Raw genomic sequence first — 26,262 nt, forward strand, 5'->3', positions numbered from 1 at the left:
TTTTGACTTCGCATATGATCCCATCCGAAAATCGGTTCCGATTTTCAGATTTATGCGCTAAATTTCAGACATGATCACATCAGCGCAATTACGCGGCGCACGCGCCATGCTCGGACTGACGACAGAAACGCTTGCCGCCGAGAGCAACCTCTCCGTAACAACGATCGAAACGCTGGAAAAGGACGTCAGCTCGGCGGACGCCAAGGCGCTTGTCGCTGCTCGTACCGCCCTCGAAGCTCGCGGCATATCGTTCCTTGCCAGCGGGAGCGACGAAGCCGGCGGCGCCGGCATTCGCTTCAAGCATTGGGCGGAAGACGGCGGCATCCGGCCGGAAAACCTGAACGCTACCAACGATGATTGAAATCGCGGCATTGGGACACTAAGGAATATTCGTTAGGATATATTTGGATATTCGTTGTGGGATATGCAAATGCCTCTCTACATCAGAGATGATGATATCGACGCTTTAGCAGTGGAACTGCAGGCATTAAGCAAGGCACGTACCAAAACTGAAGCCGTACGCACCGCTCTTCGCCACGAAATCGACCGAATGCGGCAGGCCGTACCGCTACGTGATCGCATCGCCAAGATTCAGGCGGAGGCCACGAAACTCGGTCTGCCTAATTCAGATTTCGACTTCAAAACATTTACGGATGAAATGTGGGATGACACCTGATGTTCATCGACGCATCGGTCATCGTCGCAATCATCAATCAGGAACCTGGTTGGCAAGAACTCACCAGAAGGCTTTCCGATATCGAAAACGCGTGTGCGGTGTCTCCGCTTGTTCGTTTTGAGGCGATGCTCGGTATCGCGCGTGCCGTCGTTCATAAGCGGCGTGGACCAAATGCGAAACTAAATCCCGCAATACTGCTGGAGGCTCGCAAACTGGTGGATGATCTGATCGCCGAAATTGGCGCAAGGGAAATCACCATCACGGATACCATCGGTAACGGAGCTATGGACGCAGCGGCGATGTATGGAAAGGCAATCGGCCATCCGGCCGATCTCAATTTTGGTGACTGGTTCGCTTATGCCTGCGCAAAGGCGCATGGAAGCGGCCTTCTCTATAAAGGCGACGATTTTGCCCAAACCGATCTAGGCTGAAGGTTCGGGCGCTACGCATTAAGCCAGCCCCCACCTCCGAACCAGTTGCTCGGGCGCCGAAAGAGCGGCGGGCAAGATGAAGCGTTCGGTTTCGTTGGCCGGCTCCCTGCCCTCGGCGACGGAACTGACGGGCAGGCCATGGCCGAAGTCGTTGAGGGTCACCAGCTCCAGCACCACATCGCCATAGTCATCGCGCCATTCGCGCCGCTCGCCGCCTTCGAACAGACGCAGCCTGCCCTTGGTCTGCGGACGCCGATGCACGGCGAGCCACTGCGCCACCGACGCTTCGGCATTGCCGAACGAAACGACGTCGTCACCGGTCCCGTGCCAGATGGAGACCGCGGGAAAACGGGCGGCATCCGGGGAGACTTCGCGAACGAGTTCGGCCCATTTTTCGGCCGGGCGCACAGCGGCTCTCTTCATGACATCCAGCGCGGACATGGCATCGCGGGCGGCACCGAAGGGCAGACCGCCGATGATGGCGCCGGCAGCGAACAGCTCCGGATAGGTGGCAAGCAGCGCCGAGGCCATGGCGCCGCCAGCCGACAGGCCCATGACGAAGATCTTGCTCTCATCGATGTCATGCAGCCGGCTGCTAAAATCGATCATCTCGCGGATCGAACCCAGTTCGCCGCGATCGCGCGTCACCAGGCTCGGGCGGAACCAATTGAAACAGAGATTCGCATTGTTGGAGGGCTTCTGCTCGGCGTAGAGCACGGCGAAACCATGCTGGCGCGCCAAGGCCGTCCAGCCGCTGGCACGATCGAAATCCTCGGCATTCTGGTGACAGCCATGCAGGACAACGACGAGCGGCATCGGACCTTTGACGCCGGCCGGGACATATTCCAGCATGTGCAGATCGCCAGGGTTGCGTCCGAACCACAGGACCTCCGTCAGGCGCTGCGGTGCGGGTTGCGTCGGGACGCGCCGGCGCGCCGGCTGCGATCGCGGCCTTGTTACGGGGAATTTGAGCTGTGGCAACTCAACGGATTCAACGAGCAAACGGCGAAGCCGGCTCGGAACTTTGAAATTCATCATAGACCTTTCAAATTATCCGCGCTCACCGAAGTGGATTTTATTGGGCGGGCGGGCCGCACATCGACCCCGCAGGGTGACGAGATCGAGCAATCGACTCTCCTTGTGCGATGCAGCAAATATAAGGCAGCGACACCCATTCGAGCACGCACAATGCGTCATTGCTGCTATGTGAAATCGGCGTTAACCGATTAAATGGCTGGCAGAAAAAGCGTTAGAGATAGGCTTTCGCGAGCGCGAGGAGCTTTGCATCCTCTTTCACGCCCTGGCGATAGAGCTGGATCATCAGGGCGCCCAGGCGCTCGGCTTCCTGGCTGCGCAGACTGATGCCGCGATCCATGCAGACGGCATCCAACACCTTTTCCAAACGATCCAGATCGTCCGAAAACAAGGGTAAATCCTGTGGATGAATGGAGGTTTCTAACATGGCGCCGCCTCGTCCGCCGGGCAGCACGCAGATACGGTCGCCGGTGCCCGTTTGTTTAACCGACGATACAGAAAGTGACTATGCTCCCTGCTCAGAGGCTTGGCAAGCGAGGTTTTATGCGAACGGCTCTTTATCTTGAGAGCCTGCTGATTCGGGAAAATATGCTCGCAACTCTCACAAGATTACACTTTTAAGTTACGTCATCACCAAGCTTTCACCGATGCCTGACATAAGGGCTGGAAACGGAGGCTTTCTGATGAACAAGCGCCTGATCCAGCCAACACTTTGCATGCTTCTGCTGGGCGCCGCCCCGGCGTTCTCGCAATCCCTTTCGGGATTGCCGCTGCGCAATCAGCACCAGATTCCCGACGGCTATATCTCCGTGCAATCGGGGATATCGCTTTCCATCCCGATCATTGATGGCAGCGATGAGAAGCAGCAGCAGGATGCGATCAAATCCTTCTATCGCATTGCCGCCAGCAACTGCGCCGTGCTGCTGGACACCCTTGCCGACGATTGCCAGATCAACGGTCTTTCCAGCAACACCGACGTCACCAACATGGATGGCCGCGGCCCGAAGCTGATGGTTCGCGGCCAGGTCACCATGGCGGTCAAGCTGAAACCTGTCGCCGGCGCCGCGAAGTGAATAAAGGCTCCGCGCGGCATCCGGCAGCGGGAAGCCAACGGATCGGTAAGAAATCTTGGCGATAATTTCCTCGCAATCGAGGAATGAAGCCATGGCAAAAGCGAAACGACGCACACGGCGCAAGCCACAGCCCAAAGCGGGCAATTCGATGTGGCTATGGGGCATGGTCGGCCTGGCAGCCGCGGCCGGCATTTTCGCCTATGAACATCGCCGGGATATGCCTTCCTTGCAGGCCTACACCGGCGGCGCCGGCGTTCGGCACGAGCCGCAGGACGCGCCGCTGCCGACTGCCAAGCCGAAGGTAAAAACGGCTGCCGTCATGCCCGAACGCCCGACTTCGACGCTGCCGGTTCCCCCAAACGTTATCCCCGTCGCTGCCGTGCCGGCGGATCGGAAGCTGGCCGCTGCCCGGCCCGAAACCGCCGGGCGATTCGGCCTCTGCGGCGGCGAAACCGGCATCAACTGTGTCGTCGACGGAAATACCTTTTGGCAGAATGGAATCAAAATCCGCCTGGCGGATATCGACGTACCTGACATCGAGCCATCGCATTGTGCCGGCGAACGGCAAAAAGCCACCGCCGCAAAGCTGCGACTGCAAACCCTTCTCAACAACGACACTTTCGTGCTCTCCGCCAGCGGACGCGGCGACGATCAGCAGGGCGGCAAATTCCGCATCGCCATGCGCGCCGGAAGGTCGATCGGCGATCAACTGGTTGCCGAAGGATTGGCCCGCCGCTGGACCGGGCAGACAACCTCGTGGTGCAGCTAAGCCAATAGAGCCAATTGGGGGCTCAAAAAGGCCCGAGTGACTGGACCATTAAAAAACAGGAAGGCCGAACGATGTTCTCGCCGGCCTTCCTTGCTCCATTTCGATGCTGCCGGTACCTCCGCGGTCAGCGATCAGAAGTGGTTCATGAGGAAAGTATGGCGCTTCTGCGAGATTGTGCAATAGGCAAATCGGAGTAGGACGGTCAAGGGCCGCCGTCCTCGGCGCATCGGAACGATCTAAGCGAGATAGATACCGCAAGCCTAAGCGTCGGGGCTTTGGCCTATATTTTGGTTGTAAATATTTCAGCCAAATCACTCATCTGGGGCTAAGTGATTGATTTTAATGGTCGGGGCGACTGGACTCGAACCAGCGACCCCTTGACCCCCAGTCAAGTGCGCTACCGGGCTGCGCTACGCCCCGACCTGCCGAAAAGGCCTGATCCTGTTAGACTTTCGGGCATGGCAGCGCAAGAGGTAAAATCGCAGGTCGGGATAAAAATGGCGTCGAGAGCGAGAAAAGTCCTCGCTCCAATCACCTGCATTGCCGCCGCGGTCCGTAGTTCGGTTGGTATGTATTGTCCGAGGCTCGGTAAGACGGATAGCGGTCGGCGCAGGCTTGCGCATGGCTGTCGTAATAGCCTACCGTGCGCTGCCTATTGAAGAGCGTGCCCGTCACGAAGGATTTGAACAGCACACCACTGTCGGAATCATCGTCATAGTAACCGTCGAAGCCATGGAATTTATGGCCTTCGTGCCAACGGTTATGGCTATGGTGTCCATGATCGTGGACCTGGATGATATCGGATTGCTCCGGCGCTGAAAGCGCAGGCATGGTAATGGCGCCGGCGGGCACAGCGGCGCTTGCCGCCAGCAATGCGCCGAAACCCGCGACTGCTATCGACCTTGTGATCGTTCGCATGTGTGACTCCTTCGAATTCCGATGGCGGCGGATCAAAGCACATGTGCGTGAAAACCTTGCCACCGACCGCTCCGGCATTATTTCTATATAGTGGCTTCGAGCCGCACTCACAGATGCCTTTACGCCTTTCTTCTGCGACGGATTTTCATTCAATAAGAAGTGATTAGAAGGTTACGGCGATGAAGCCATTGATTGCCCTTCTGCTATGCGGACCGCTGCTTGCGGCATGCACAATAACCGAGTCATCACTGCAGCCGGTTCCTGGCAGCATCACCTATCACGGCCAGCCGCATTTGAAGCTGACGCAATCGCCTCCGGGCACCCGATTGCCGCACCATTTCGTCAATCAATGGGGCCAGGACGTCTACGAAACCTACATCATTCAGCCCGATCGCAGCCTGAAGCTCGTCAGCAGAGAAGAGATGACGCGGCCGTTCTGATGGCGGCGGAAACCCTCGATTAAGAAACTCCGCCGGCTGAGCGCTGGCGGAGTTTTCGTTTTCTGCGAGATGATCGCCGGCTTACCAGCAGCGATAGCAACGGCGATAATAGGGACGGCCGTAATAGCCATGATGGTAATGATTGTCGCTGACCGCAGCGCCGACGAGGACGCCGCCTATGATCCCGGCGGCGATGCCCGCAGCAGCCTGATTTTCTGCCTGCTGCGCCTGAGCGCGATTGGCCTGATAGGTGGCGCCGACGCAACGGCCATAGCGCTGCGTGCCCGGGCGCAGCCCTTGGGCCTGACAGGTCATTTCAGCACTGGTGGCGGATTGCTCCGGCGTCTGGCAACTAGACAAAATGGTCGATATGGCGAAAAGACTGATCGCCATGGCAGCACGTATGCGCATATTTCTCTCCGGCAATTTGGAGTGTAGTCCCGACACAGCGCACTACAGCCAGGAGTAAGCGAACACAAGTTTTCTTATACCAAGTGGTTAATCAGTTAGCATTACTGGTTCGAGCAAATGCAGCGCAGTCAAGGGCAGGCGAAAATTGATTTGAAGAACCGGCCGCCGACTCAAAAATAAAGGGCCCGGTTTGCACGCCAGACCCTTTTCCGTTGTTTGCGCCTTCGCCTATCTAAAATGGCGGCAGGCCGCGAAGTTAGCTTTCCGTCGAAAATTGCGTCCGCTTAGAAATTTCGCTCAAAACGGAGAATGCCGGCAACGGTATCATCGTTGATGAAGTCATAGTGCATATAGGTCACTTCCGGCTCGATGAGCAGGTTCTTGACCGGATTGAACTTCACGTTGGTGGTGGCCTCGAAAATCTTCGAGTCGGTATAGGCGAGCTGCAGGTTCCACTTCAGCTTTTCATTGATGGGCACGCCCACGCCGCCCCACACGGCCCAATCACCCCAGCCGCACTTTGCGCCATGAACGACACCGTCCGACGTCGTGCAGGCCGATTCATTCTGATAGGAACCGGCATACTGGTTGAGCTTGTCACCATCGGTGTTCCAGCCGCCCATCAGGAATGCTTCCACGCCGCCGAACTTGGCATCGATGCGGGCTTTGATGGCGCCCTCCTCTACAATGGAATCATAACCGCCGACGACCTTGAAGCCGAGGGTGTCGGTCTTGTAGCCGAAGCCGGCGACGACGTTCGGCGCATAGTGGTCGGCCTTCGACGTCACCCAGGCGCCGCCATAGCTATCCGAATCCGACGTCGAGTTGCTGTCTTCCAGCGAAATGACGCCGGTGAAGCCATTGCCGGCGTCATAGTTGTACGTCAACTGGTTGAGCTCATAGGGGCCGTCATAGATCGCATCGTCGTTGATGACGTCACCGGCGTAACCAGCATAGAGGTTATACTGCGAATCGAGCTTGCCGACGGTAAAGCCGCCAAGGCTGATATTGGCAAACAGCAGCTTCGAGGCGGTATCCCCTCCATCGTTCCATTCCCAGCGCAGGATAAGATTTGTCTTCAGAGCACCGTATTCGGTATCCGTCGCCGTATCGACATTGAGCTCTGCGCGGTCATGCCAGAGCGTGCCGACCCTACTCTTCGGATTATAGGCGTCGTACCATTCACCTTCGGTGCGGATTTTGCCGCCGATCTTGAGGCAGGTTTCCGTGCCGGGGATGAAGAAATAGCCCGTCCCGTAAGCATCGCAAATGCGCACATATTCCAGCGGCTCGGGTTCGGCCGCGACGATTGCGTCGGCCGCATGGGCGCCGCTCACCGTTGCCAGTGCGGCGGCGGAGCCGAGAAGAAGGCTCTTGATGTTCATGGTGTCTCCATTCGAATATCAGGGCGGGTTTTGCGGCTGACAATGTCGGGCCGCTCCAGAACCTGATTTAAGTCCCCTCATGGTGGGGCGAAGCAACGAAGCTCCGGCGCTGAAGCTGGACCCAGCATCGACAGCTTGCAAGTTAATAAGGGAAACAAATCGATCGTCACATTAATGTCGAATTTCATTGTGACAAAAATCACACTTACTTTTGATCAATCGATTGGCAATTGCTCACACACCGCGCCTAAAAGCTGCCCTCATTTTACCCGCCACGTATTTTAGCTGTATTGAATGGCAGCAATAAATAATTACACTCCGCCGGTCGGGATTACCATCGTCTGCTGCAACCGGAACGGTGCAGATGACCAGATCAGCGGGAAAAGCCCATGTTTCTCAGAGTGCTCAGCATATCTCTCCTCACTGTCGGCATGGTCACGCCTGCAATGGCAGCGTCAAGCGGTCATGGAGCTGGCGGCGATCGCGGTGGGTGGGGCGACAGTCCGGGGGCGGACGACCCTGGCAATTATCGCAACACCATTGTCGGTGATCGCGGCACGAGCGACACGGTGGAAAAGGATCCGAACGCATGCTGGACGCTCCCTCGCTCCGCCGATGGAAAATCCATCGTTGCGCCGAGCCAGGCTAATCCCACTGTTCCACGAAGGTGCAACTGACCTCTGAAAATCGCAGCGGAAACTCGAACGTTGCAGGTTGTCAGCTTTTCCGGCGCGGCCTTTTTATCTTAACGCACCTGATCGAGCAGCCGCTTGCATTCCAGCAGGTCATAAAGCGTTTCCTGCAGCAGCGCCCGGTCTTCCTTGCCGACGCTCGATTTCCCGATGGAAACATCGGGAGCCTCGTCTTCACCGCTGACGAAATTGAAGAAGCGACGGCTGATCGGCGCCTTGGGACGGCCGACGATTTGGTCGTCGTCCGGAGATCCGACGCGTGGCTCGGCCACGGGCGGCTCCTGCGCGGTGGCCAACGCCTCGACGCTCGCGAGATCGCCATGGCCGACGGCAATGACGAATTTATTGCCATTGGTCTTCAGAAGCTTCTGAACGCCTTTGATCGTATAGCCATGGTCATAAAGCAGATGGCGGATGCCGTTCAGCAGATCGACGTCTTCCGGCCGGTAATAACGCCGGCCGCCGCCGCGCTTCATCGGCTTGATCTGCGGGAAACGGGTCTCCCAGAAACGCAGGACATGCTGAGGCAGATCAAGGTCTTCCGCGACTTCGCTGATCGTGCGAAATGCATCCGGGCTCTTGTCCATCGTCATACTCCCACAGCATGACTCCGGCGCTATCAGGCCAGATCATGCGAAACCGCACATCCGCACCGCAGCTCATCGCGATACGACTCATCATATTTCAACGGTTTGCCGGGAGAAATTCAAGTCGCCTCTTCAGCTCTTTCACAAGCAAGCCGAAAAATAACCGCGAATGGCGCGGAAAACGACGTGCCGGTGCACATACCACCGGCACTGCCAATGTCTGTCTCGGTGGATCAGGAAACGGGATTTGCCGGCCGGGCTTTCGCCTTGCGGCTGGCATGGGCCTTCAGGATACGTGTCTTCAGAACATTGGACGCCTTGAACGTCATGACACGGCGCGGAGAGATGGGCACTTCTTCGCCGGTCTTCGGATTTCGACCGATGCGCTCATTCTTGTCGCGCACCTGAAACGTCGCGAAGGAGGAGAGTTTTACAGTTTCGCCACGCACGATGGCGTTGCAAATTTCGTCGATCACCGTCTCAACCAGTTCCGCTGACTCAGTCCGGGAGAGGCCGACTTTCCGGAATACCGACTCCGCCAAGTCCGCGCGCGTCACTGTCTTGCCAGTCATAGTTCCCCGCCCATATTGCTACGTAATTTTATCTAAGCTGCAAGAGACTATTGCCCTTGCACCAAACGGTCAAGCTCTTGTTAGGAATCGGATTTTAGAGACGCGGCCTACCAGCGCAGCAGCACGGCGCCCCAGGTAAAACCGCCGCCCATGGCTTCCAGCATCACCAGATCGCCTGTCTTGATCCGGCCGTCGCCTGCCGCTACGGAAAGCGCGAGCGGGATCGACGCTGCTGAAGTGTTGCCATGGAGGTCCACGGTTACCACAACCTTCTCGGGAGCAATTCCGAGCTTTTTGGCCGAGCCGTCGATGATGCGGCGGTTCGCCTGATGCGGCACCAGCCAATCGAGATCGTCGGCCGTCACTTTTGCCGCGTCGAAGGTTGCCTGGATGACATCGGTGATCATGCCGACGGCATGTTTGAACACTTCCCGGCCCGCCATGTGCAGCACGCCGACCGTTCCTGTCGAGGAAGGACCACCATCGACGTAGAGTTTGTCCTTGTGTGCGCCGTCGGACCGCAAGCTGGCCGTCAGCACGCCGCGATCGGTGCTGGCGCCCGTCCCCTCGCCTGCTTCGAGGATGAGCGCACCGGCGCCGTCTCCGAAGAGGACGCAGGTCGTGCGGTCCGTCCAGTCGAGAATGCGGGAAAATGTTTCCGCGCCGATGACGAGCACGCGCTTGGCAACGCCGCCCCGAATGTAGGCGTCTGCGGTGGTCACCGCGTAGACGAAGCCTGAACAGACAGCCTGGACATCGAAGGCGAAGCCATGATGCATGCCGAGACGATTCTGGATGTTCACCGCAGTGGCGGGAAAGGTATTGTCCGGCGTCGAGGTGGCAACGATGATCAGGTCGATATCGTCAGCCGTGAGGCCGGCATTGGTAAGGGCTGCCCGCGCCGCCTGCTCGCCGAGCGAGGCGGTCGTCTCACCCTCGCCGGCGATGTAACGCTGGCGGATGCCGGTGCGCTGGATAATCCAGTCGTCGCTCGTGTCGACGACTTGCTCCATCTCGCGATTGGTCATGGCGCGCTTGGGGAGCGCCGATCCAAATCCGCGAACAATTGAACGGATCATTCTTGTTATACCCCGTCGCTCATGCCGCTTCCGGTCCTATCGGCGGCTGCCGTTTGGCATGATATTTTTTCAGATCGTTTTCGATTTTCTGGGTGAGGCCATTCTTGGCCATGTCATAGCCGACATCGATGGCGGCTGCGAAGGCCTCGGCATTGGCGCCGCCATGGCTCTTGATAACGATGCCGTTGAGGCCGAGGAAGACGCCGCCATTGACCTTGCTCGGATCGAGCTTCTCGCGCAAAAGATCAAAGGCGCCCTTGGCGAAGACATAGCCGATGCGGGCGAGCAGCGTGCGCGTCATGGCGGCGCGTAGATAAGCGCCGATCTGCTTTGCCGTACCCTCGGCCGCCTTCAATGCGATATTGCCGGAAAAGCCCTCCGTCACCACCACATCGACCGTGCCCTTGCCGATATCGTCGCCCTCGACGAAGCCGAAATATTCGAGCGATTCGAGGTTTGCCTCGCGGATTAAGCGGCCGGCTTCCTTGACGTCTTCCTGACCCTTGATTTCCTCGACGCCGACATTCAGGAGGCCGATGGTCGGTCGTTCGATTTCGAAGAGCGCGCGCGCCATGGCGCCACCCATCAAGGCGAAATCCAGCAATTGCTGCGAATCGGCGCCGATGGTCGCGCCCACATCGAGCACGATGCTTTCGCCGCGCAGCGTCGGCCAGATTGCGGCGATCGCGGGACGTTCGATGTTGGCCATGGTGCGCAGACAGAATTTTGCCATGGCCATCAGCGCGCCGGTATTGCCGGCGGAGACGACGACATCGGCGTCGCCAACCTTCACCGCCTCGATCGAACGCCACATGCTGGATATGTAGCGGCCGCGGCGCAGGGCCTGGCTCGGCTTTTCATCCATGCTGATCGCGACATCGCATTCGTGAAAGACGGATTTTTCCCGGAGTTTCGGATATTTGCCGAGGATCGCTTCACAACGATCCTTCATGCCGTACATGACGAACGTTATATCGGGATGCCTATCCAGCGCCTTGGCCGCGCCAGGAATGACAACCTCAGGGCCGAAGTCGCCACCCATTAGGTCAAGAGAAATTCTGATCACGCGTCCCTAGTCCTTTTTGTCCGCCAGGCCTGGCGAATTTGGCGTCAAAATACCGGTTTCTCCTCGCGTTACAACTGAATTGTGTTCAATTGCCAGAGGGGTCTATTCCTTTTTCCAGTCTTTCAGAACAGCGAAAGGCGACGGTTTCTTGTCATCTTCACCGCTGTCCTCGATGTGGCCTTCGAACTCGATACCGGGCTTGCGCGGATAGGGATCGATGGCAAGGGCGGCAAATTCGGCGACGACGGCTCCGGCATCGATCGTATCGCCAGTGAAGGTTTCCGGAAGATCCGGACCGTCGGGGTCAAGCACCATTTCGCCGGCATCCACGGCGGGCGCCCGCGCAAGCTTCGAATCCTCAGGGATGAAAATATGTTCGAAATCCTCGTCGATCTCGGATTCGACCGGCTCGAGCGTGACCACGCAAGCCTGAACGATCTTCGCGTGAACATTGCCCTTGATGCGGACGCCGTCGCGTTTCCAGCGGGAAATCATCAGATCCGCCGAGAGCTTGTCGACGGAAAGCACATCCCAAAGCGCAGCCAGGCCGACAAGCTCCCTCTCATCGGCTTCGAGATGCACGTCCACCGGGTTGGCGGAGATATGACCGACCTTCACGGGATAGGAAAAGGGTGTTTCGTCGGAGTTCAGTCTTTTCATTTTTGTCTCCTAGAGTGCGTCTTCGCCGATGGCCTTGCGCGGCGGCTGCGGGAGGGTTGCGGAGCCGGTGGCGATCTCGGCTTCCGCGATCCCCGACAGATGGCCCTCGGCTGCGATCATCCAATCCGCCAGGCCGATCATCGAGGGAGCTTCCTCGCCTGCCTTGGGATAGATATTGCGCCGGAGGGCGGCGGCCAGTGCATCGCGGTCGTTCCCGTCCATCGCCGCGGCGTAGCTTTCCAGCCGCCCGTAGAACATGCCGGCCAGTTTCTTCATGCGCTTCGGCACGCTGTTATCGCCGATTCCGAGTTCGCGGATGGAATAATCGATATCCTCGAAAAAGGCATCGACGATTTCCTGGGCAAGCTCCTGGCCGCTGGTTTCCGACGAGCGCGTACGGCGGAAAAACAGGATCATCACAGCCGATAGCAGCTCGAAACGACCCATGACCGTATCCGGTACGTCATAATCCGTATAGAAAACAGGCTGCCGCGCCATCGAGGTCAGGGCGTCGTATTGCCTGACGACGATGATCTGGTTGTGATTTCTTTTGCGGAAGAGCCCAAAAATCATGAAAATTCCCGGAATTGGCTCATTCAGAGCGCCCCGTTGCGCTTGGCCTTGTTGCATCCACTTGAAAGCTGGTTTACCGAAGCAGGCGCGAATTGCAATGCCGTTTGTGCCCGCTTCAAAGGTCCCGCCCCAAGCCGTCGTCACTCTGTGCATGATTGGCAATGAAGAGTGCCGAACAACATCACGCAGCCGTCCGCAATCGCGGAATGGCCACAATGATGTGCACAGCAAGGTCACATCGGCCGTTCGGCCATCGGTTTGATTCATTAGGGGAGATGAGATGTCGTTGACGAGACGGTATTTCAAGTCTGACAGAACTTTCATCAGCAGTGCCGCCATCGCTCTGGTGATTGCCACCGCGGGACTCGCGGGCTGCCAGACCAGCGAGGTCATGAACAACGGCTACATCTTCGACCAGCAATCGCTTAATCTCGTGCCTGTCGGCTCGAGCCGCGAGCAGGTGCTGCTTTCGCTCGGCACACCGTCGACGACGGCGACCTTCGATGGCGAAGTCTTCTACTACATCTCCCAGAAGCGCACGCGCGCCGTGGCCTTCATGAAGCCGAAGCTGGTCGACCAGAACATCCTGGCGATCTATTTCGACAAGGACGGCGTGGTGAAGCAGGAAGCCAATTACACGCTGAAGGACGGCAGGGTCTTCGACATGATCAGCCGCACGACGCCGACCGGCGGCCGCGACATGACCTTCCTGCAACAAATCCTGCAGGGCGGCGGCAACGGCATCAACGGCGCGAAGAACTTCCTCAACAACCTCAACGCCGGCCAATAAGCTGGCGAGATCCCATCAAAAAACCCGCGAAGCTCAGGCTTCGCGGGTTTTTTCGTTTGTATGGCTTCCGCCCTTATCCAGCGAGAATTGCAAGGAGCAGCAGGGCGACGATGTTGGTGATCTTGATCGCCGGATTGACGGCAGGACCGGCCGTATCCTTGTAGGGATCGCCGACGGTATCGCCCGTGACGGAAGCCTTGTGCGCCTCCGAGCCCTTCAGGTGACGCACGCCGTCCTTATCGACAAAACCGTCTTCGAAGCTCTTCTTGGCATTGTCCCAGGCACCGCCGCCCGACGTCATGGAGATGGCGACGAACAGGCCGTTGATGATGACGCCGAGCAAGGAGGCGCCGAGCGCGGCGAAGGCCGAGGCTTTCGAGCCCGAGATCAGCAGCACGCCGAAATAGACGACGATCGGCGCCAATACCGGCAGCAGCGACGGAATGATCATCTCACGGATGGCGGCCTTGGTCAGAAGGTCGACGGCACGGCCGTAATCGGGACGCTCGGAACCCTTCATGATACCCGGCTTTTCGCGGAACTGCTTGCGCACCTCTTCAACGATCGCGCCGGCCGCACGGCCGACGGCCGTCATGGCGATGCCGCCGAAAAGATAGGGAATCAAACCACCAAACAATAGGCCGGCGACGACATAGGGATTGGAGAGATCGAAGGAGATCGCACCCACATCTTTGAAATAAGGGAACAGATCGCCATGGGCTGCGAAATATTTCAGATCGTTCGAATAGGCGGCGAAGAGCACCAGCGCACCGAGGCCGGCCGAGCCGATGGCATAGCCTTTCGTCACCGCCTTGGTGGTGTTGCCCACCGCATCCAGCGCATCAGTCGATTTGCGCACTTCCGGCGGAAGGTGCGACATTTCGGCGATGCCGCCGGCATTGTCGGTAACCGGACCGAAGGCGTCGAGCGCGACGATCATGCCGGCAAGCCCGAGCATGGCGGTGACCGCAATGCCAATGCCGAACAGGCCGCCGAGCTGATAGGTGGCAAGAATGCCACCGACGATGACGATTGCCGGCAGCGCCGTCGATTCGAGTGAAACGGCAAGGCCCTGGATGACGTTGGTCCCATGGCCGGTGACCGAGGCCTGGGCGATGGAATTGACCGGGCGCTTGTTGGTGCCGGTATAATATTCAGTGATGACGACGATCAGCGCAGTGACGATCAGGCCGAGAATGCCGCAAACGAACAGCTTCGCGCCGGTGACATCGAAACCTGCCGCGGCGCCGATCGAACCCCAGCCGACGGTCAGCGAGGTGGCGGCCGCAAGGCCAATGATCGACAGGATGCCCGTGGCAATCAGGCCCTTGTAGAGTGCGCCCATGATTGAGCCGTTTGCTCCGAGCTTGACGAAAAAGGTGCCGATGATCGAGGTGATGATGCAGGCGCCGCAGACCGCCAGCGGATAGATCATGGCGGAGGTGAGAATAGGCGTACCGGCGAAGAAGATCGCGGCAAGAACCATGGTGGCCACGACGGAGACCGCATAGGTTTCGAAGAGGTCGGCAGCCATGCCGGCGCAGTCGCCGACATTGTCGCCGACGTTATCAGCGATGGTCGCGGGGTTGCGCGGATCGTCTTCCGGAATGCCGGCTTCCACTTTGCCGACGAGGTCGCCGCCGACATCGGCGCCCTTGGTGAAGATACCGCCGCCGAGACGGGCGAAGATCGAAATCAGCGACGCGCCGAAACCAAGCGCCACCAGCGCATCGACGACGTCGCGCGAGCCCGGCTCATGGCCGAGAATACCGGTCAGCACGTAGAAATAAATGGAGACGCCGAGCAAAGCGAGACCGGCGACCAGCATGCCGGTGATGGCGCCCGACTTGAAAGCGATGTCGAGACCGGCCGACAGGCTATGCGAGGAGGCTTGTGCGGTGCGGACATTGGCGCGCACGGAGACATGCATGCCGATGAAGCCAGCGGAACCCGACAGAATGGCGCCGATCAGGAAACCGATGGCGGCTTCGCCCGACAGGAGCAGCCAGGCCAGGATGAAAACGATGATGCCGACAATGGCGATGGTTCTGTATTGACGCGCCAGATAGGCTTGCGCGCCTTCTCGGATATAGCCTGCGATTTCCTGCATGCGTGCGTTGCCCTGATCGGCTGATAGCACCGACCGGGTTGCCCAGACGGCGTAGATCACCGAGAGCAGTCCGCACGCGATAACTCCTAAAAGAATCGACATTTCGCTTTTTCCCTCCAAAAAAGCCGGCGGTTCACTCCCCCTCCGGCCGCCTGCGACAACGGCCAGCCCCCTCCTCCCAAGGGGGTCGGCAAATGTGCAAGGGGAGATTGCGTTTGCGAAAACGTCGCGTCAAGACCGCCCGCAGGTAAAACACCCGAAGGAGGTTCAAAAGAATGTCGCTGGCTGAAATCAGGCGCGAGCGAAGGAAACGAAAGCAGCGGGAAGAAGCACCGGCGCTGACATCGATCCTTATTTCTTGGCTTCGCCGCGAACCTGCTTGGCGATTCGATCGAGCACGGCGTTGACGAGCTTCGGCTCATCCTCTTCAAAGAAGGCGTGGGCGATCTCGACATATTCGGTGACGATGACCGGGACCGGCACGTCCTTTCGGTCGAGAAGCTCGAAGGTGCCGGCGCGCAGGATGGCGCGCACGGTGCTGTCGAGGCGGGACAGCGCCCAATCATCCTGCAGGGCGGAGCCGATCAGCGGATCGAGCCGGGTCTGCTCGCGCACGACGCCGGAGACGATGGAGCGAAACCAGGATGCGTCGGCCTTCAGATAGGTGTCACCGTCCAGCTCCTGCCCGAGACGGTGTGCCTCGTATTCGGCCACCACCTCCAGCACGCCGGTGCCGCCGATATCCATCTGATAGAGCGCCTGAACGGCAGCAAGGCGCGCTGCGCCCCGCTGGTTCGCGGTCTTTGCCGGTCGCTCGTTATCCTGATTGCTCATGAACTTATGCACCCAACTTTTGTTTTAGCGCGATCATCGTCAGCGCTGCGCGGGCGGCGAAACCGCCCTTGTCCTTGTCCGAGCGGCGCGCACGCACCCAGGCCTGATCGTCGTTTTCGACCGTCAGGATTCCGTTGCCGATCGCCAGAGATTCGCTGACGGCCAGATCCATCAGCGCACGCGAAGATTCGTTGGCGACGATATCGAAATGATAGGTCTCGCCGCGGATGACCATGCCGAGGGCGACATAGCCGTCATATTCGGTGCCGCCATTGTCGGCGCCGTCGAGCGCCATGGCGATGGCGGCCGGGATCTCCAGGGCGCCGGGCACGGTGACGACGTCATAGGTCGCGCCGGCTTCTTCGAGCGCTGTCTTGGCGCCGTCGAGAAGAGCGTCGGCCATGTCATCGTAGAAGCGGGCTTCGACGATGAGGATGTGGGCATTGGTAGAGCTGGACATACGTCACCTGCTAAGTGAGAGGGCGGGCAGCACCTTGATTAAGGGCGGGTCAAACCACGGCGGGCCGCGCTTGGCAAGTGTTTTTCGGATGCCTGCGCCGATTCTAATCCCGATTTGAGGAACATTGATCTGTGCCAGAAATTGTATCTTCCGCCAGCTCACTCGCTTCGATAATAATTTGGTCCTGGCAGGGAGGAACCTGATGACGGAGAAAACCAGACGCGCTGTCAACCTTGGCGAGCTGCAGCTCGACCATTGGCAGCAGGGAGATTTTTTTGCGGGCAGCGATGTCTCCTTCGGCGCGCTGCTCGGGCTGAAGGATCTCGGCATCAGCTATAATGAAGTGCCGCCCGGCAAATCCGGCTGTCCGTTTCACAATCATCACGTCGAAGAAGAACTCTTCGTCATTCTCGAGGGCGAAGGCGAATATCGCTTGGGGAACGACCGGATCCTGGTCGCGAAAGGCGATGTCCTCGGAGCGCCCGCCGGCGGTCATGAAACCGCTCATCAGCTCATCAATATCGGCCCCAGCGTACTGACCTATCTCGTCATCTCGACCAAGGCCGGGACGGAGATCGTCGAATATCCCGACTCCGGCAAGTTCATGGCGAAAACCAATCGCGCCGGCGAGGCGTCGCGGCGCTTCAGTTTCATCGGGCGCGAAGGCAGCGCCGTGGATTATTGGGACGGCGAACCGGGAGCATAAAACAGATGCGCATGAATGCAGAAATGGCAGACAAGAAGGAAGCTGCTCCCGCCATGACCATAATTCCCACATTGATGACCGAACGTCTCATCCTCCGCTCGCATCGGTTGGAGGATTTCGAGGAATACGCCCTGTTCTGGACGCAGGAGGACCTTGTCCGCTACATCGGCGGCGAGACGTCGACGCGCGAACAGGCCTGGACGCGCCTGTTGCGCTATGCCGGCATGTGGCATCACCTGGGCTTCGGTTTCTTCGCCGTCGAAGAACGTCACAGCGGCCGCTTCATCGGCGAAGTCGGCTTTCTCGACCTGCATCGCGACATGAGCCCGGTCACCACGGAAGGGACGTTGGAATCCGGTTGGGGGATCACGCCAGCGCTGCAGGGCAAAGGCTACGCGACGGAAGCCGTCAAGGCCGCAATCGCCTGGGCGGACGACACATTTCCGGGCCGACGGATGACCTGCATCGTCGATCCGGAAAATAGGCCGTCGCTGCGGGTCGCCGAAAAGGTCGGCTTCCGGCGCATTGGCGAAGTGTTTTACAAGGGCAAACCCAACGTCATGTTCGAGCGGTAACGGCGGCTGCGAAGCGCCTTGGATCAGCTTTCCCGCGCCGTCGGGAATTCCGCCAGCCGAGCGGCATAGCGAGCCATGGTATCGACTTCGAAATTGACGAAATCGCCGGCCTTGCGTTCGCCCCAGGTCGTGACCTCCAGCGTGTGGCGGATCAGGAGTACGTCGAAATCGGTGCCGTCGACGGCGTTGACCGTCAGCGATGTGCCATCGAGCGCGATCGAGCCCTTGGGAGCGACGAATTTGGCGAGATGCGCCGGGGCACGCAGGCGAAAGCGGGTGGCGTCGCCTTCCGTCGTCACAGACAGGATCTCCGCCCTGCCATCGACATGGCCGGAGACGATGTGGCCGCCGAGCTCATCGCCGATCTTCAGCGAGCGCTCGAGGTTGATATTGCTGCCGGCCTGCCAGGTGCCGATGGTGGTCAGCCGCAGAGCTTCTTCCCAGGCCTCCACTTCGAACCAGCGGCCGTTGCTGCCAGCTTCGGGAAGGCCCGTCACCGTCAGGCAGATTCCGGAATGGGAGATCGAGGCGCCCATATCGATCGTCGCCGGATCGTAATTGGTGGCGACGCGCAGCTTGATGCCTTCCTTGAGGGGGGAAACGGATTCGACCCTGCCGATATCGGTGACAATTCCGGTAAACATCAAAAACCTCTTTCAAATTCGTCGCAGCGATCATCGCCAAACCGGCTCGCGCGGATATGCCTGAAACTCGCTGGGATATTAGTCTTCGTGATCGGCGATTCAATACCGCCCTCTCCGATGGTAATCGGCCCTTCGTATAGAAGGATGCGGTCGACGAGATCGGCAGCGAGGAAGCGCTGCGCCGTCCTTGCGCCGCCTTCGACCAGCAGAGAGGAGATGCCGCGCGTTCCCAGCGCTTCAAGCAGTTCCCCCGGTTCGCCGGAATTGGATTGCAGCACTTCAGCGCCGGCGGCATCCAGAGCGGCGCGGCGACCCAGGAAGGCCTTGTCTGTATTCTCATCAAAGGGCGGCGGATTACCGGCAACTATCATGAGGCCATACTGAGACGCAGTCTTTACGAGCTTGCTGCCGAGTGGAAGCTGAAGCTGGTCGTCGATGACGATGCGCAGCGGCGTACGGCTTTCCAGCCCCGGCAGACGACAGGTCAATTCCGGATCGTCTGCCATCGCCGTGCCGATCCCGACGAGAATGGCGTCGCTTTCGGCACGCAAAACCTGCACCTGGGCGCGGGCGATATCGCCGGTGATGCGCACTTGCCCCTCGCCTGTCTTGCCGATCATCCCGTCTGCCGAAACAGCAAGTTTGAGAGTCACATACGGCCGATTTCTCGTCTGACGCATGAGGTAGCCGGCAAGCGCGCGTCTGCCTTCCTCCTCGAGAATACCGGCGTCAACCTCGATCCCGGCATCCCGCAACAGCGCAATGCCGCGGCCGGAAACGCGCTGATCGGGATCGGTGACGCTGACGACGACGCGGGCGACGCCATAAGCGATGAGCGCCTCGGCGCAGGGCGGCGTCTTGCCGTGGTGGGAACAGGGTTCGAGCGTGACGTAGGCCGTAGCTCCCCTCGCCGCTTCGCCGGCCTCAGCCAAAGCCTGCGGCTCGGCATGCGGCCTGCCGCCAAGCGCGGTCACGGCACGGCCGATGACGGCACCATCCTTGACGATCAGGCAGCCGACGGACGGGTTGGTGGAGGTAAGCCCCCGATGCGTGCGCGACAGACGGATCGCCGCGGCCATGAAACGCTCGTCGTCAGGCCGGAGCGCCATGGTCAGGGATCCAGCGGATCGCGGGCGATCTTGGCGTTGATCTCGGTAATCACCTGCTCGAAATCCTCCGCATGCGAGAAATCGCGATAGACGGAAGCATAGCGCACGAAGGCGACATCATCGAGGCTCTTCAAGGCTTCGAGCACCTGCAGGCCAATCTGCTCCGAACTGATTTCCGTCTCGCCAGAACTTTCAAGGCGGCGGACGATGCCGGAGACGGCACGTTCGATGCGATCGCGGTCGACGGGGCGTTTGCGCAGCGCGATCTCGAAGGACCGCACCAACTTGTCCCGGTCGAACGGCACTTTGCGGCCGGTCTTCTTGATGACCATCAGCTCACGCAGTTGCACACGTTCGAAAGTGGTGAAGCGGCCGCCGCAATCCGGACAAATACGCCGCCGGCGGATGGACGTATTGTCCTCCGCCGGTCGCGAATCCTTGACCTGGGTATCTTCCGAACCGCAATAAGGGCAGCGCATTCGCTCTCCTTAGCCCATGTAACCATACATGGGGAAGCGGCCGGTGAGGTTGACCACCTTTTCGCGCACTGCGGCCTCGACGGCGGCATTGCCTTCATCGGAATTAGCGACCTTCAGGCCGTCAAGCACTTCGATGATGAGATTGCCGATTTCACGAAATTCGGCTTCCTTGAAACCGCGCGTCGTACCGGCGGGCGTGCCGAGACGGACGCCGGAGGTGACAAAAGGCTTTTCCGGATCGAAGGGGATGCCGTTCTTGTTGCAGGTCACATAGGCGCGGCCGAGCGCTGCCTCAGCGCGCTTGCCGGTGGCGTTCTTCTTGCGCAGGTCGACCAGCATCAGGTGGTTGTCGGTGCCGCCGGAGACGACGTCGACACCGCCGGAAATCAGCGTTTCGGCGAGCGCCTTGGCATTCTTGACGATCTGCGCCGTATAGTCCTTGAACTCCGGCTGCAGTGCTTCGCCGAGCGCCACGGCCTTCGCAGCGATGACGTGCATCAGCGGGCCGCCCTGGAGACCTGGGAAAACGGCCGAGTTGAACTTCTTCGCCAGATCCTCGTCATTGGTGAGGATCATGCCGCCGCGCGGGCCGCGCAGCGACTTGTGGGTGGTGGAGGTGGCAACATGGCAATGCGGGAACGGCGACGGATGCTGGCCACCGGCAACGAGACCGGCAATATGGGCCATATCGACCATCAGATAAGCGCCGACGCTGTCGGCGATCTCGCGGAAGCGCTTCCAGTCCCAGATGCGGGAATACGCCGTGCCGCCGGCGATGATCAGCTTCGGCTTGTGCTGTTCGGCCTTGCGCTGCACTTCGTCCATGTCGAGCAGGTTGTCGCCTTCGCGCACGCCGTAGGAAACGACGTTGAACCACTTGCCGGACATGTTGACCGGCGAGCCGTGCGTCAGGTGACCACCCGAATTGAGGTCCAGGCCCATGAAGGTGTCGCCCGGCTGCAGCAGCGCGAGGAAGACGGCCTGGTTCATCTGCGAACCGGAGTTCGGCTGAACGTTGGCGAAATTGACGCCGAACAGCTTCTTGGCGCGCTCGATGGCAAGCTCTTCGGCGATGTCGACGAATTGGCAGCCGCCATAATAGCGCTTGCCCGGATAGCCCTCGGCATATTTGTTCGTCATGATCGAACCCTGCGCTTCCAATACGGCGCGGGAAACGATGTTTTCCGAGGCAATCAGTTCGATCTCATGCCGCTGACGACCTAATTCCTTGCCGATCGCGCCAAAGATTTCCGCATCGGTATCTGCGAGCGAGCGATTGAAGAAAAGTTCGGTTGAAGCATTGGTCATCGTGGGAGCTCCTGAACGGGCCGGAACGGCAATGGAGACGGTATTAACGTCAGGGTCGCGCAAGAGCAATACAATCAGCGACATTTGCTGGGCATTCTACGATGAGGTCCCCAGCAAAGGAAAAGCCGCATCCGAGGACGCGGCTTTCCGTGACTATTGTCGCCGTGGCGCCGGATTATTGCACCGGCTGCTCCATGCCCTGCGTCGTATCCAGCGCGAGCTGGGAATTGCCGTCGAGCTGATAGATATCGTCGCGGAACTGAACGATGCCGTTGCCAGCGCCCCATGCGGAAATATAGACGAAATAGACCGGAACTTCCGTCGCCAATGTGATCGGCGTGTTGACGCGGGTCGAAATGACCTGCTCGATGTGCTGACGCGGCCAGCCCGGCGTTTCGGCGAGCAGCCAGTTCGTCAAATCGCGCACGTTCTGCACGCGCACGCAGCCCGAGCTGTCGAAGCGCATCAGCTTGTTGAACAGGCCCTGCTCCGGCGTGTCGTGCATATATTCGTTGTTGGGGTTGTGGAAGTTGATCTTCGTGGACGCCATGGCGTTGTTCTTGCCCGGGTCCTGGCGGAACATCAGGTCCGGGGCCTTGTCCGAATTCCAGTCGATAGTCTCGGGCGCAACTTCCTGACCTTTGCCGTCGATGAGGCGGATGTTGTTCTTCGTCAGGTAGGTCGGGTCCTTGCGCATCAGCGGCACGATGTCCTTAACGACGATCGAGCGCGGCGCCGTCCAGTACGGGTTGAGAATGACCTCGTAAATCTTGGAGTTGATAAGGTGCGTCGGGCGGGAGATGCGGCCGACGATCGCCTCGTGACGCAGCGCCACCTGACCATCCTCAACAGCTTCGATATAGGTCGCCGGAACATTGACCATGACGTGACGGCGGCCAAGATCGGCCGGGAACGTCTGCAGGCGAACGAGGTTGGTGTTCAATTGCTGCAGGCGGACTTCCGCGGGGATATTCATCGCCTTCAGCGTGAACTCGCCGATAACGCCATCCGGCGGCAGACCATGGCGGGCCTGGAAGCGCTTGACGGCACCGTCGACATAAGAATCGAACGCCGAGGACATGCCGGCTTCCTTCGGCAGGTCGCCTGTGACCATCAGACGCTGGCGGAGGGCCTGCACGGAAGGATCGGTGACGCCGAGCTGAAGTTGCTGCTCACCGGGATTGATCTGCGGCCAGCCGCCACTCGCAGCGATGCTCTGATACTGGGCGATCGCCTGCTGGATGTTCGGTACGGAATCAGGCCCGAGGATCGGCGTATTGGAAACAACCGCTGCGGCGGTACGCGCGGCGGCCTTCGCATCGAACTGATCGTCCCAGTTGCCGCGAGCACGGTTGTTAATCAGCGCATCAAGAGGCGTCTGGTCCTGTGCAAGAGCCGGGGCTGCCAAAGCGGCCACGCCAAAAGTTGCCGCAGACCGCAGGAAGGAGCGGCGCGAGAAAGATTCAATTCCGGTTTTCTTCGACATATCCCACCGTTCGACGCTGCGACCCAATTCATCCGCAGCCAAGAGAGAAAGCAGTAAATACTGCAGCTCGCGCCAACTAACGCAGGTCCTTATCAATCCGTTGCCTTAGAGCACCACTAAAACTTCGCTCCGGACCATCACAATATTGCGAGCCCAAAGCGCTAAGGCATGAAGATCAAGACTTGAAAAGCGCCGTTTGCCGTTCGTTTCCGCTGTCATAGCAATATGGCCAATTCGTGTCGCCCGGCATGAAACTTGCTTTGGCCTGCCGTAGCGGAAGAAAGACTATTTTGCGTTGCTAAAATACCACTAAATGTGGTTCATACCGTTTGCTCATCCGGCGTCAATGGCGCAGATGCAGCATACACGGTGTGCAATGCAACGTCGCAGCGGGAGCGTGGCAAAAAGCGCACAATTGCAAGCCGGTAAAAGATTCAAGCCAGACACGCAGGGAACGTGTCCGGCTTGCTTTGCTGGAGAGTCAAGCGGCAGCTCCGCCGCAGTAACTTACAGGCGATAGAGGATCTGGTCGTTCCAGAAGCGGTCGAGGCGCTGCAGGAGCTTGTTCATCTGGGTGAACTCGTCCGTGCCGATGCCGCCGACCTTGTCGATGGAGGCGATATGGCGCTCGTAGAGCTTGGCGACGGTTTCGGCGATGTCCTGGCCGCTTTCCGTCAGGCTGATGCGGACCGAGCGGCGGTCGATGCGCGAGCGCTGATGGTTGATGAAGCCGAGGTCGACCAGCTTCTTGACGTTGTAGGAAACGTTGGAGCCGAGATAGAAACCGCGGGAGCGCAGTTCGCCGGCAGTCAGTTCGGAATTGCCGATGTTGAAGAGGAGCAGCGCCTGGACAGCGTTGACATCGTCGCGGCCTTGGCGGTCGAACTCGTCCTTGATAACATCGAGGAGACGGCGGTGGAGGCGCTCCACCAGGTGGAGCGATTCCATATACAGACCACGGATATCTTCGATCTGCTGGTCCCGAGCATTCGCAACTGCCTGCGGCTTGATTTTCGTGTTCATCATGACTTGGCCTCACTGTTTTGTTTGGCGGTGTCGTTTTCTTCCCGCCTTGAGTGAGACCCTATCGAATACACATAAAATTCTACTTAAACTGCAGGCTTAACAGCACCTTACCAGGAAGTCTTGGTGTCTCAGGGTAAATCAACCATTACCTGCTGCTCGCGCCGGCGCTTTTCCAGCCAGAGCAAAATACGGAAAATACAGTAGAGCACGGCGACGCCGGCATGCAGGATCACGATCAATGGATTGGAGCCGAAAATCTGCGGCCAGAGCCCATACATCAGCGCCTGACTGCCAGCCGCCAGCACCCAGATCACCGGCCCCCAGGAGACCGTCAGCCACAGGCCGAGGGCCGCGACGGGGAAGACGACGGCCAGGCCTGCACCCGCCACTTTCCAAGGCAGATTGAGAAGATCGAAACGCGCCTGGCCGTCCAGCGAATAGCCGACCAGCATCGACCAATATTGCAGGCCAAGCCAGAAACAGGCGATGGCAATCAGCCGCAGGAACAGGACGAACAGAATGTCCGTCAGCGTGTTCTTGGGTATGGTCGGAGAATCGGGTTCCATGCGCGAACAATAAGTAGAAGGCCAAAGGCCCGCCAGCGCTATAATGGCTGCGGCCTTTCGCCGGGTTTTGAATCCTGGGGACAGCATGATAGGTACGCTGCCGACAACTGAGGCCATAGATAGACTAAAAAGGATGGCGGCACCATGCAGGACAAGACGCATCTTGTTGACGAGATCACCGGGCATCGGCGCATGCGGCGCAACCGCAAGGCCGACTGGACGCGCCGCCTAGTGCAGGAAAACCGCCTGACCGTCGACGATCTGATCTGGCCGATCTTCCTGATCCCCGGCAGCGGTATTGCCGAGCCGATCCCGGCCATGCCTGGCGTCTCCAGGCTGACGGTGGATAAAGCGGTCGAGGCGGCAAAGGAAGCGGCCGACCTCGGCATCCCAGCGCTCGCCACCTTCCCGAATATCGAAATGGAGCTGCGCGACGAGACCGGCTCAAACAGCCTGGAAAAGAACAACCTCATCAATCTTGCCACCGCCGCCATCAAGAAAGCCGTGCCGAATATCGGCGTCATTACCGACGTCGCCCTCGACCCCTTCACCAGCCACGGCCATGACGGCATTTTGCGCGGCAACGAAATCGTCAATGACGAGACGGTCGAACAGGTGGCGCGCGCCGCCGTCTACCAGGCCGATGCCGGCGCCGATATCATCGCGCCCTCGGAAATGATGGATGGGCGCATCGGCGTGATCCGCCGTGCGCTCGATGCTGCCGGTCACCAGAGCGTCGGCATCATGAGTTACGCCACCAAGTTCAGCTCCGCCTTCTACGGCCCCTATCGCGAGGCGATTTCGACCGGCGGCCTGCTGAAGGGCGATAAGAAAACCTACTATATCGACCCGGCCAACGGCACCGAAGCCGTGCGCGATGCTGCGCTCGACGTTGAAGAAGGCGCCGACATGCTGATGGTCAAGCCCGGCCTGCCCTATCTCGATATCTGCTGGCGGCTGAAAGAGGCATTCGGCCTCCCGACCTTCGCCTATCAGGTCTCCGGCGAATATTCGATGATCAAAGCCGCCGCGGCCAATGGCTGGATCGACGGCGAACGAGTGATGCTGGAAACCTTGCTCGCCTTCAAGCGCGCCGGCTGCGACGGTATTCTCACCTATTTCGCGCCGGAAGTGGCGAAACTGCTGGCAAAGAGGTAGTCACCGGCCACAGAGCTTATTGCATTTGCCGGACCCCACACCATATGTTCGGCAAATGTTTCCCTACTGCACCGCGCGCCCTGTCGGACACGCAAAGGTCGCAGCAGAATCTTTAACCTGCCCATAAGCCTTTCCTTAAATCGGAACGATTGAAGGGGTTATGCGCGAAGGAGGAAGACAATGAGCCTGAACCCCAGCCCGCTTTACGCAGCACCGGACGACTGGCGCGCCTATAGTGGTGTGCTGAGCCGGCGCATCTTTGCCTTCATCCTCGACTATGTCATCGTCGGCCTGCTCTGCATTCCGGCAGCGGTCGTGCTGTTTTTCGTCTCGATCCTGACGCTTGGCCTCGGTTTTCTGCTCTACCCTGCCCTCTTCATCATCGTCGCGGGCCTCTATTTCGGCTGGACGCTCGGCGGGCCGCATCAGGCCTCGCTTGGTATGCGCGCCTTGAGCATCGCCATGGTGCGGATCGATGGCCGGCCGATGGATTTTCTCACCGCGATCGTGCATCTGGCGCTGTTCTGGATCCTGAACTCCGTCCTGACGCCGCTCATCCTGCTTGCAGGCCTGTTCATCGAACGCAGCCGCTTGGTACATGACCTGCTGCTCGGCACGGTCATCGTCCGAACGGCGTAAACCAA

The 26,262-nt window shown here is 59.3% G+C and carries 33 protein-coding genes and 1 tRNA gene; 12 read left to right on the plus strand and 22 right to left on the minus strand.

Going from position 1 to position 26,262, the window contains the following annotated elements:
* Nucleotides 1-70 precede the first annotated feature (70 nt).
* From QDY28_RS03375 to QDY28_RS03385, 3 genes are all read left to right on the plus strand, one after another.
* Complete coding sequence (locus QDY28_RS03375; RefSeq protein WP_331380258.1) at nucleotides 71-361, plus strand: DNA-binding protein; 291 nt, start codon at nucleotides 71-73, stop codon at nucleotides 359-361.
* A gap of 69 nt (nucleotides 362-430) precedes the next feature.
* Nucleotides 431-676 carry a type II toxin-antitoxin system VapB family antitoxin gene (locus tag QDY28_RS03380; protein WP_331380259.1) on the plus strand — a complete coding sequence of 82 codons (246 nt, stop codon included), beginning with the start codon at nucleotides 431-433 and terminating at the stop codon, nucleotides 674-676.
* Nucleotides 676-1,107: a type II toxin-antitoxin system VapC family toxin gene (locus QDY28_RS03385; protein WP_331380260.1), complete on the plus strand. Its 432-nt coding sequence runs from the start codon at nucleotides 676-678 to the stop codon at nucleotides 1,105-1,107. Before QDY28_RS03380 ends, QDY28_RS03385 begins: the two co-directional genes overlap by 1 nt.
* Nucleotides 1,108-1,125: 18 nt before the next feature.
* Here the strand turns inward: QDY28_RS03385 and QDY28_RS03390 are convergent, their stop codons facing one another.
* Nucleotides 1,126-2,145, minus strand: a complete 1,020-nt coding sequence (locus QDY28_RS03390; RefSeq protein ID WP_442967470.1) for an extracellular catalytic domain type 1 short-chain-length polyhydroxyalkanoate depolymerase — start codon at nucleotides 2,143-2,145, stop codon at nucleotides 1,126-1,128.
* Nucleotides 2,146-2,356: 211 nt separating this feature from the next.
* Entirely contained in the window at nucleotides 2,357-2,569 is a 213-nt protein-coding gene (locus QDY28_RS03395) for a hypothetical protein (protein WP_028755215.1), read from the minus strand.
* A 256-nt stretch (nucleotides 2,570-2,825) separates the two neighbouring features.
* Between QDY28_RS03395 and QDY28_RS03400 the strand changes: the two genes are divergently transcribed.
* Both QDY28_RS03400 and QDY28_RS03405 read left to right on the plus strand, forming a co-directional pair.
* Nucleotides 2,826-3,215, plus strand: coding sequence for a hypothetical protein (locus tag QDY28_RS03400; protein WP_331380262.1), 390 nt, complete (start codon nucleotides 2,826-2,828; stop codon nucleotides 3,213-3,215).
* Between the two features lie 91 nt (nucleotides 3,216-3,306).
* Complete coding sequence (locus QDY28_RS03405) at nucleotides 3,307-3,984, plus strand: thermonuclease family protein (protein ID WP_331380263.1); 678 nt, start codon at nucleotides 3,307-3,309, stop codon at nucleotides 3,982-3,984.
* Between the two features lie 343 nt (nucleotides 3,985-4,327).
* On the opposite strand, the gene QDY28_RS03410 is transcribed toward QDY28_RS03405, so the two are convergent.
* Nucleotides 4,328-4,404 (minus strand) — tRNA-Pro (locus QDY28_RS03410).
* Between the two features lie 111 nt (nucleotides 4,405-4,515).
* Nucleotides 4,516-4,902, minus strand: coding sequence for a BA14K family protein (locus tag QDY28_RS03415; RefSeq protein WP_331380264.1), 387 nt, complete (start codon nucleotides 4,900-4,902; stop codon nucleotides 4,516-4,518).
* 179 nt (nucleotides 4,903-5,081) lie between these two features.
* Here QDY28_RS03415 and QDY28_RS03420 point away from each other — a divergent pair, with 179 nt between their 5' ends.
* A complete protein-coding gene (locus tag QDY28_RS03420) occupies nucleotides 5,082-5,342 on the plus strand; it encodes a hypothetical protein (protein WP_331380265.1) in 261 nt (86 codons plus the stop codon).
* Between the two features lie 81 nt (nucleotides 5,343-5,423).
* On the opposite strand, the gene QDY28_RS03425 is transcribed toward QDY28_RS03420, so the two are convergent.
* Together QDY28_RS03425 and QDY28_RS03430 are read right to left on the minus strand one after the other, a co-directional pair.
* Nucleotides 5,424-5,753 (minus strand): hypothetical protein, encoded by a 330-nt coding sequence (locus tag QDY28_RS03425; protein WP_331380266.1) that lies wholly within the window; start codon nucleotides 5,751-5,753, stop codon nucleotides 5,424-5,426.
* A 284-nt stretch (nucleotides 5,754-6,037) separates the two neighbouring features.
* Nucleotides 6,038-7,138 (minus strand): porin, encoded by a 1,101-nt coding sequence (locus tag QDY28_RS03430; RefSeq protein WP_331380267.1) that lies wholly within the window; start codon nucleotides 7,136-7,138, stop codon nucleotides 6,038-6,040.
* 389 nt (nucleotides 7,139-7,527) lie between these two features.
* Between QDY28_RS03430 and QDY28_RS03435 the strand changes: the two genes are divergently transcribed.
* Nucleotides 7,528-7,815 carry a hypothetical protein gene (locus tag QDY28_RS03435; protein WP_331380268.1) on the plus strand — a complete coding sequence of 96 codons (288 nt, stop codon included), beginning with the start codon at nucleotides 7,528-7,530 and terminating at the stop codon, nucleotides 7,813-7,815.
* A 68-nt stretch (nucleotides 7,816-7,883) separates the two neighbouring features.
* On the opposite strand, the gene QDY28_RS03440 is transcribed toward QDY28_RS03435, so the two are convergent.
* The 6 genes from QDY28_RS03440 to QDY28_RS03465 all read right to left on the minus strand — a co-directional run bounded on the left by QDY28_RS03440 (nucleotide 7,884) and on the right by QDY28_RS03465 (nucleotide 12,424).
* On the minus strand, nucleotides 7,884-8,423 hold the full coding sequence (locus QDY28_RS03440) for a MerR family transcriptional regulator (protein ID WP_331380269.1): 540 nt from the start codon (nucleotides 8,421-8,423) through the stop codon (nucleotides 7,884-7,886).
* A 227-nt stretch (nucleotides 8,424-8,650) separates the two neighbouring features.
* Nucleotides 8,651-8,989: an integration host factor subunit alpha gene (locus QDY28_RS03445; RefSeq protein WP_028753299.1), complete on the minus strand. Its 339-nt coding sequence runs from the start codon at nucleotides 8,987-8,989 to the stop codon at nucleotides 8,651-8,653.
* A gap of 107 nt (nucleotides 8,990-9,096) precedes the next feature.
* Complete coding sequence (locus QDY28_RS03450) at nucleotides 9,097-10,068, minus strand: beta-ketoacyl-ACP synthase III (protein ID WP_331380270.1); 972 nt, start codon at nucleotides 10,066-10,068, stop codon at nucleotides 9,097-9,099.
* A gap of 19 nt (nucleotides 10,069-10,087) precedes the next feature.
* On the minus strand, nucleotides 10,088-11,134 hold the full coding sequence (plsX, locus tag QDY28_RS03455; protein WP_331380271.1) for a phosphate acyltransferase PlsX: 1,047 nt from the start codon (nucleotides 11,132-11,134) through the stop codon (nucleotides 10,088-10,090).
* 102 nt (nucleotides 11,135-11,236) lie between these two features.
* Complete coding sequence (locus QDY28_RS03460) at nucleotides 11,237-11,794, minus strand: YceD family protein (RefSeq protein ID WP_331380272.1); 558 nt, start codon at nucleotides 11,792-11,794, stop codon at nucleotides 11,237-11,239.
* Nucleotides 11,795-11,803: 9 nt separating this feature from the next.
* Entirely contained in the window at nucleotides 11,804-12,424 is a 621-nt protein-coding gene (locus tag QDY28_RS03465) for a ubiquinol-cytochrome C chaperone family protein (RefSeq protein ID WP_331380273.1), read from the minus strand.
* A gap of 223 nt (nucleotides 12,425-12,647) precedes the next feature.
* On the opposite strand from QDY28_RS03465, the gene QDY28_RS03470 reads away from it, so the two are divergent.
* Nucleotides 12,648-13,157, plus strand: a complete 510-nt coding sequence (locus QDY28_RS03470; RefSeq protein WP_331380274.1) for an outer membrane protein assembly factor BamE — start codon at nucleotides 12,648-12,650, stop codon at nucleotides 13,155-13,157.
* 73 nt (nucleotides 13,158-13,230) lie between these two features.
* Here the strand turns inward: QDY28_RS03470 and QDY28_RS03475 are convergent, their stop codons facing one another.
* From QDY28_RS03475 to QDY28_RS03485, 3 genes are all read right to left on the minus strand, one after another.
* Entirely contained in the window at nucleotides 13,231-15,369 is a 2,139-nt protein-coding gene (locus QDY28_RS03475) for a sodium-translocating pyrophosphatase (protein ID WP_331380275.1), read from the minus strand.
* Nucleotides 15,370-15,618: 249 nt separating this feature from the next.
* Nucleotides 15,619-16,101 (minus strand): transcription antitermination factor NusB, encoded by a 483-nt coding sequence (gene nusB, locus QDY28_RS03480; protein WP_331380276.1) that lies wholly within the window; start codon nucleotides 16,099-16,101, stop codon nucleotides 15,619-15,621.
* 4 nt (nucleotides 16,102-16,105) lie between these two features.
* On the minus strand, nucleotides 16,106-16,561 hold the full coding sequence (locus QDY28_RS03485; protein WP_331380277.1) for a 6,7-dimethyl-8-ribityllumazine synthase: 456 nt from the start codon (nucleotides 16,559-16,561) through the stop codon (nucleotides 16,106-16,108).
* 202 nt (nucleotides 16,562-16,763) lie between these two features.
* Between QDY28_RS03485 and QDY28_RS03490 the strand changes: the two genes are divergently transcribed.
* Together QDY28_RS03490 and QDY28_RS03495 are read left to right on the plus strand one after the other, a co-directional pair.
* On the plus strand, nucleotides 16,764-17,267 hold the full coding sequence (locus QDY28_RS03490) for a cupin domain-containing protein (protein ID WP_331380278.1): 504 nt from the start codon (nucleotides 16,764-16,766) through the stop codon (nucleotides 17,265-17,267).
* 5 nt (nucleotides 17,268-17,272) lie between these two features.
* On the plus strand, nucleotides 17,273-17,842 hold the full coding sequence (locus tag QDY28_RS03495; RefSeq protein WP_331380279.1) for a GNAT family N-acetyltransferase: 570 nt from the start codon (nucleotides 17,273-17,275) through the stop codon (nucleotides 17,840-17,842).
* A gap of 23 nt (nucleotides 17,843-17,865) precedes the next feature.
* Here the strand turns inward: QDY28_RS03495 and QDY28_RS03500 are convergent, their stop codons facing one another.
* From QDY28_RS03500 to QDY28_RS03530, 7 genes are all read right to left on the minus strand, one after another.
* Nucleotides 17,866-18,486 (minus strand): riboflavin synthase, encoded by a 621-nt coding sequence (locus QDY28_RS03500; protein WP_331380280.1) that lies wholly within the window; start codon nucleotides 18,484-18,486, stop codon nucleotides 17,866-17,868.
* On the minus strand, nucleotides 18,486-19,595 hold the full coding sequence (gene ribD / locus QDY28_RS03505; protein WP_331380281.1) for a bifunctional diaminohydroxyphosphoribosylaminopyrimidine deaminase/5-amino-6-(5-phosphoribosylamino)uracil reductase RibD: 1,110 nt from the start codon (nucleotides 19,593-19,595) through the stop codon (nucleotides 18,486-18,488). Before ribD ends, QDY28_RS03500 begins: the two co-directional genes overlap by 1 nt.
* A gap of 2 nt (nucleotides 19,596-19,597) precedes the next feature.
* Entirely contained in the window at nucleotides 19,598-20,074 is a 477-nt protein-coding gene (gene nrdR, locus QDY28_RS03510) for a transcriptional regulator NrdR (RefSeq protein WP_028753312.1), read from the minus strand.
* Nucleotides 20,075-20,083: 9 nt separating this feature from the next.
* Nucleotides 20,084-21,382: a serine hydroxymethyltransferase gene (glyA, locus tag QDY28_RS03515; protein WP_331380282.1), complete on the minus strand. Its 1,299-nt coding sequence runs from the start codon at nucleotides 21,380-21,382 to the stop codon at nucleotides 20,084-20,086.
* Between the two features lie 175 nt (nucleotides 21,383-21,557).
* Entirely contained in the window at nucleotides 21,558-22,868 is a 1,311-nt protein-coding gene (locus QDY28_RS03520) for a L,D-transpeptidase family protein (protein WP_331380283.1), read from the minus strand.
* A gap of 507 nt (nucleotides 22,869-23,375) precedes the next feature.
* Nucleotides 23,376-23,891, minus strand: a complete 516-nt coding sequence (ldtR, locus tag QDY28_RS03525) for a transcriptional regulator LdtR (protein ID WP_331380440.1) — start codon at nucleotides 23,889-23,891, stop codon at nucleotides 23,376-23,378.
* 131 nt (nucleotides 23,892-24,022) lie between these two features.
* Entirely contained in the window at nucleotides 24,023-24,460 is a 438-nt protein-coding gene (locus QDY28_RS03530; protein ID WP_283049909.1) for a DUF6163 family protein, read from the minus strand.
* A 144-nt stretch (nucleotides 24,461-24,604) separates the two neighbouring features.
* Between QDY28_RS03530 and hemB the strand changes: the two genes are divergently transcribed.
* Both hemB and QDY28_RS03540 read left to right on the plus strand, forming a co-directional pair.
* Nucleotides 24,605-25,618 (plus strand): porphobilinogen synthase, encoded by a 1,014-nt coding sequence (gene hemB, locus QDY28_RS03535; protein ID WP_331380284.1) that lies wholly within the window; start codon nucleotides 24,605-24,607, stop codon nucleotides 25,616-25,618.
* Nucleotides 25,619-25,798: 180 nt separating this feature from the next.
* Entirely contained in the window at nucleotides 25,799-26,257 is a 459-nt protein-coding gene (locus tag QDY28_RS03540) for an RDD family protein (RefSeq protein ID WP_331380285.1), read from the plus strand.
* Nucleotides 26,258-26,262 lie beyond the last annotated feature (5 nt).

The organism is Rhizobium sp. BR 362 (assembly GCF_036528765.1).
Taxonomy (GTDB): Bacteria; Pseudomonadota; Alphaproteobacteria; order Rhizobiales; family Rhizobiaceae; genus Rhizobium.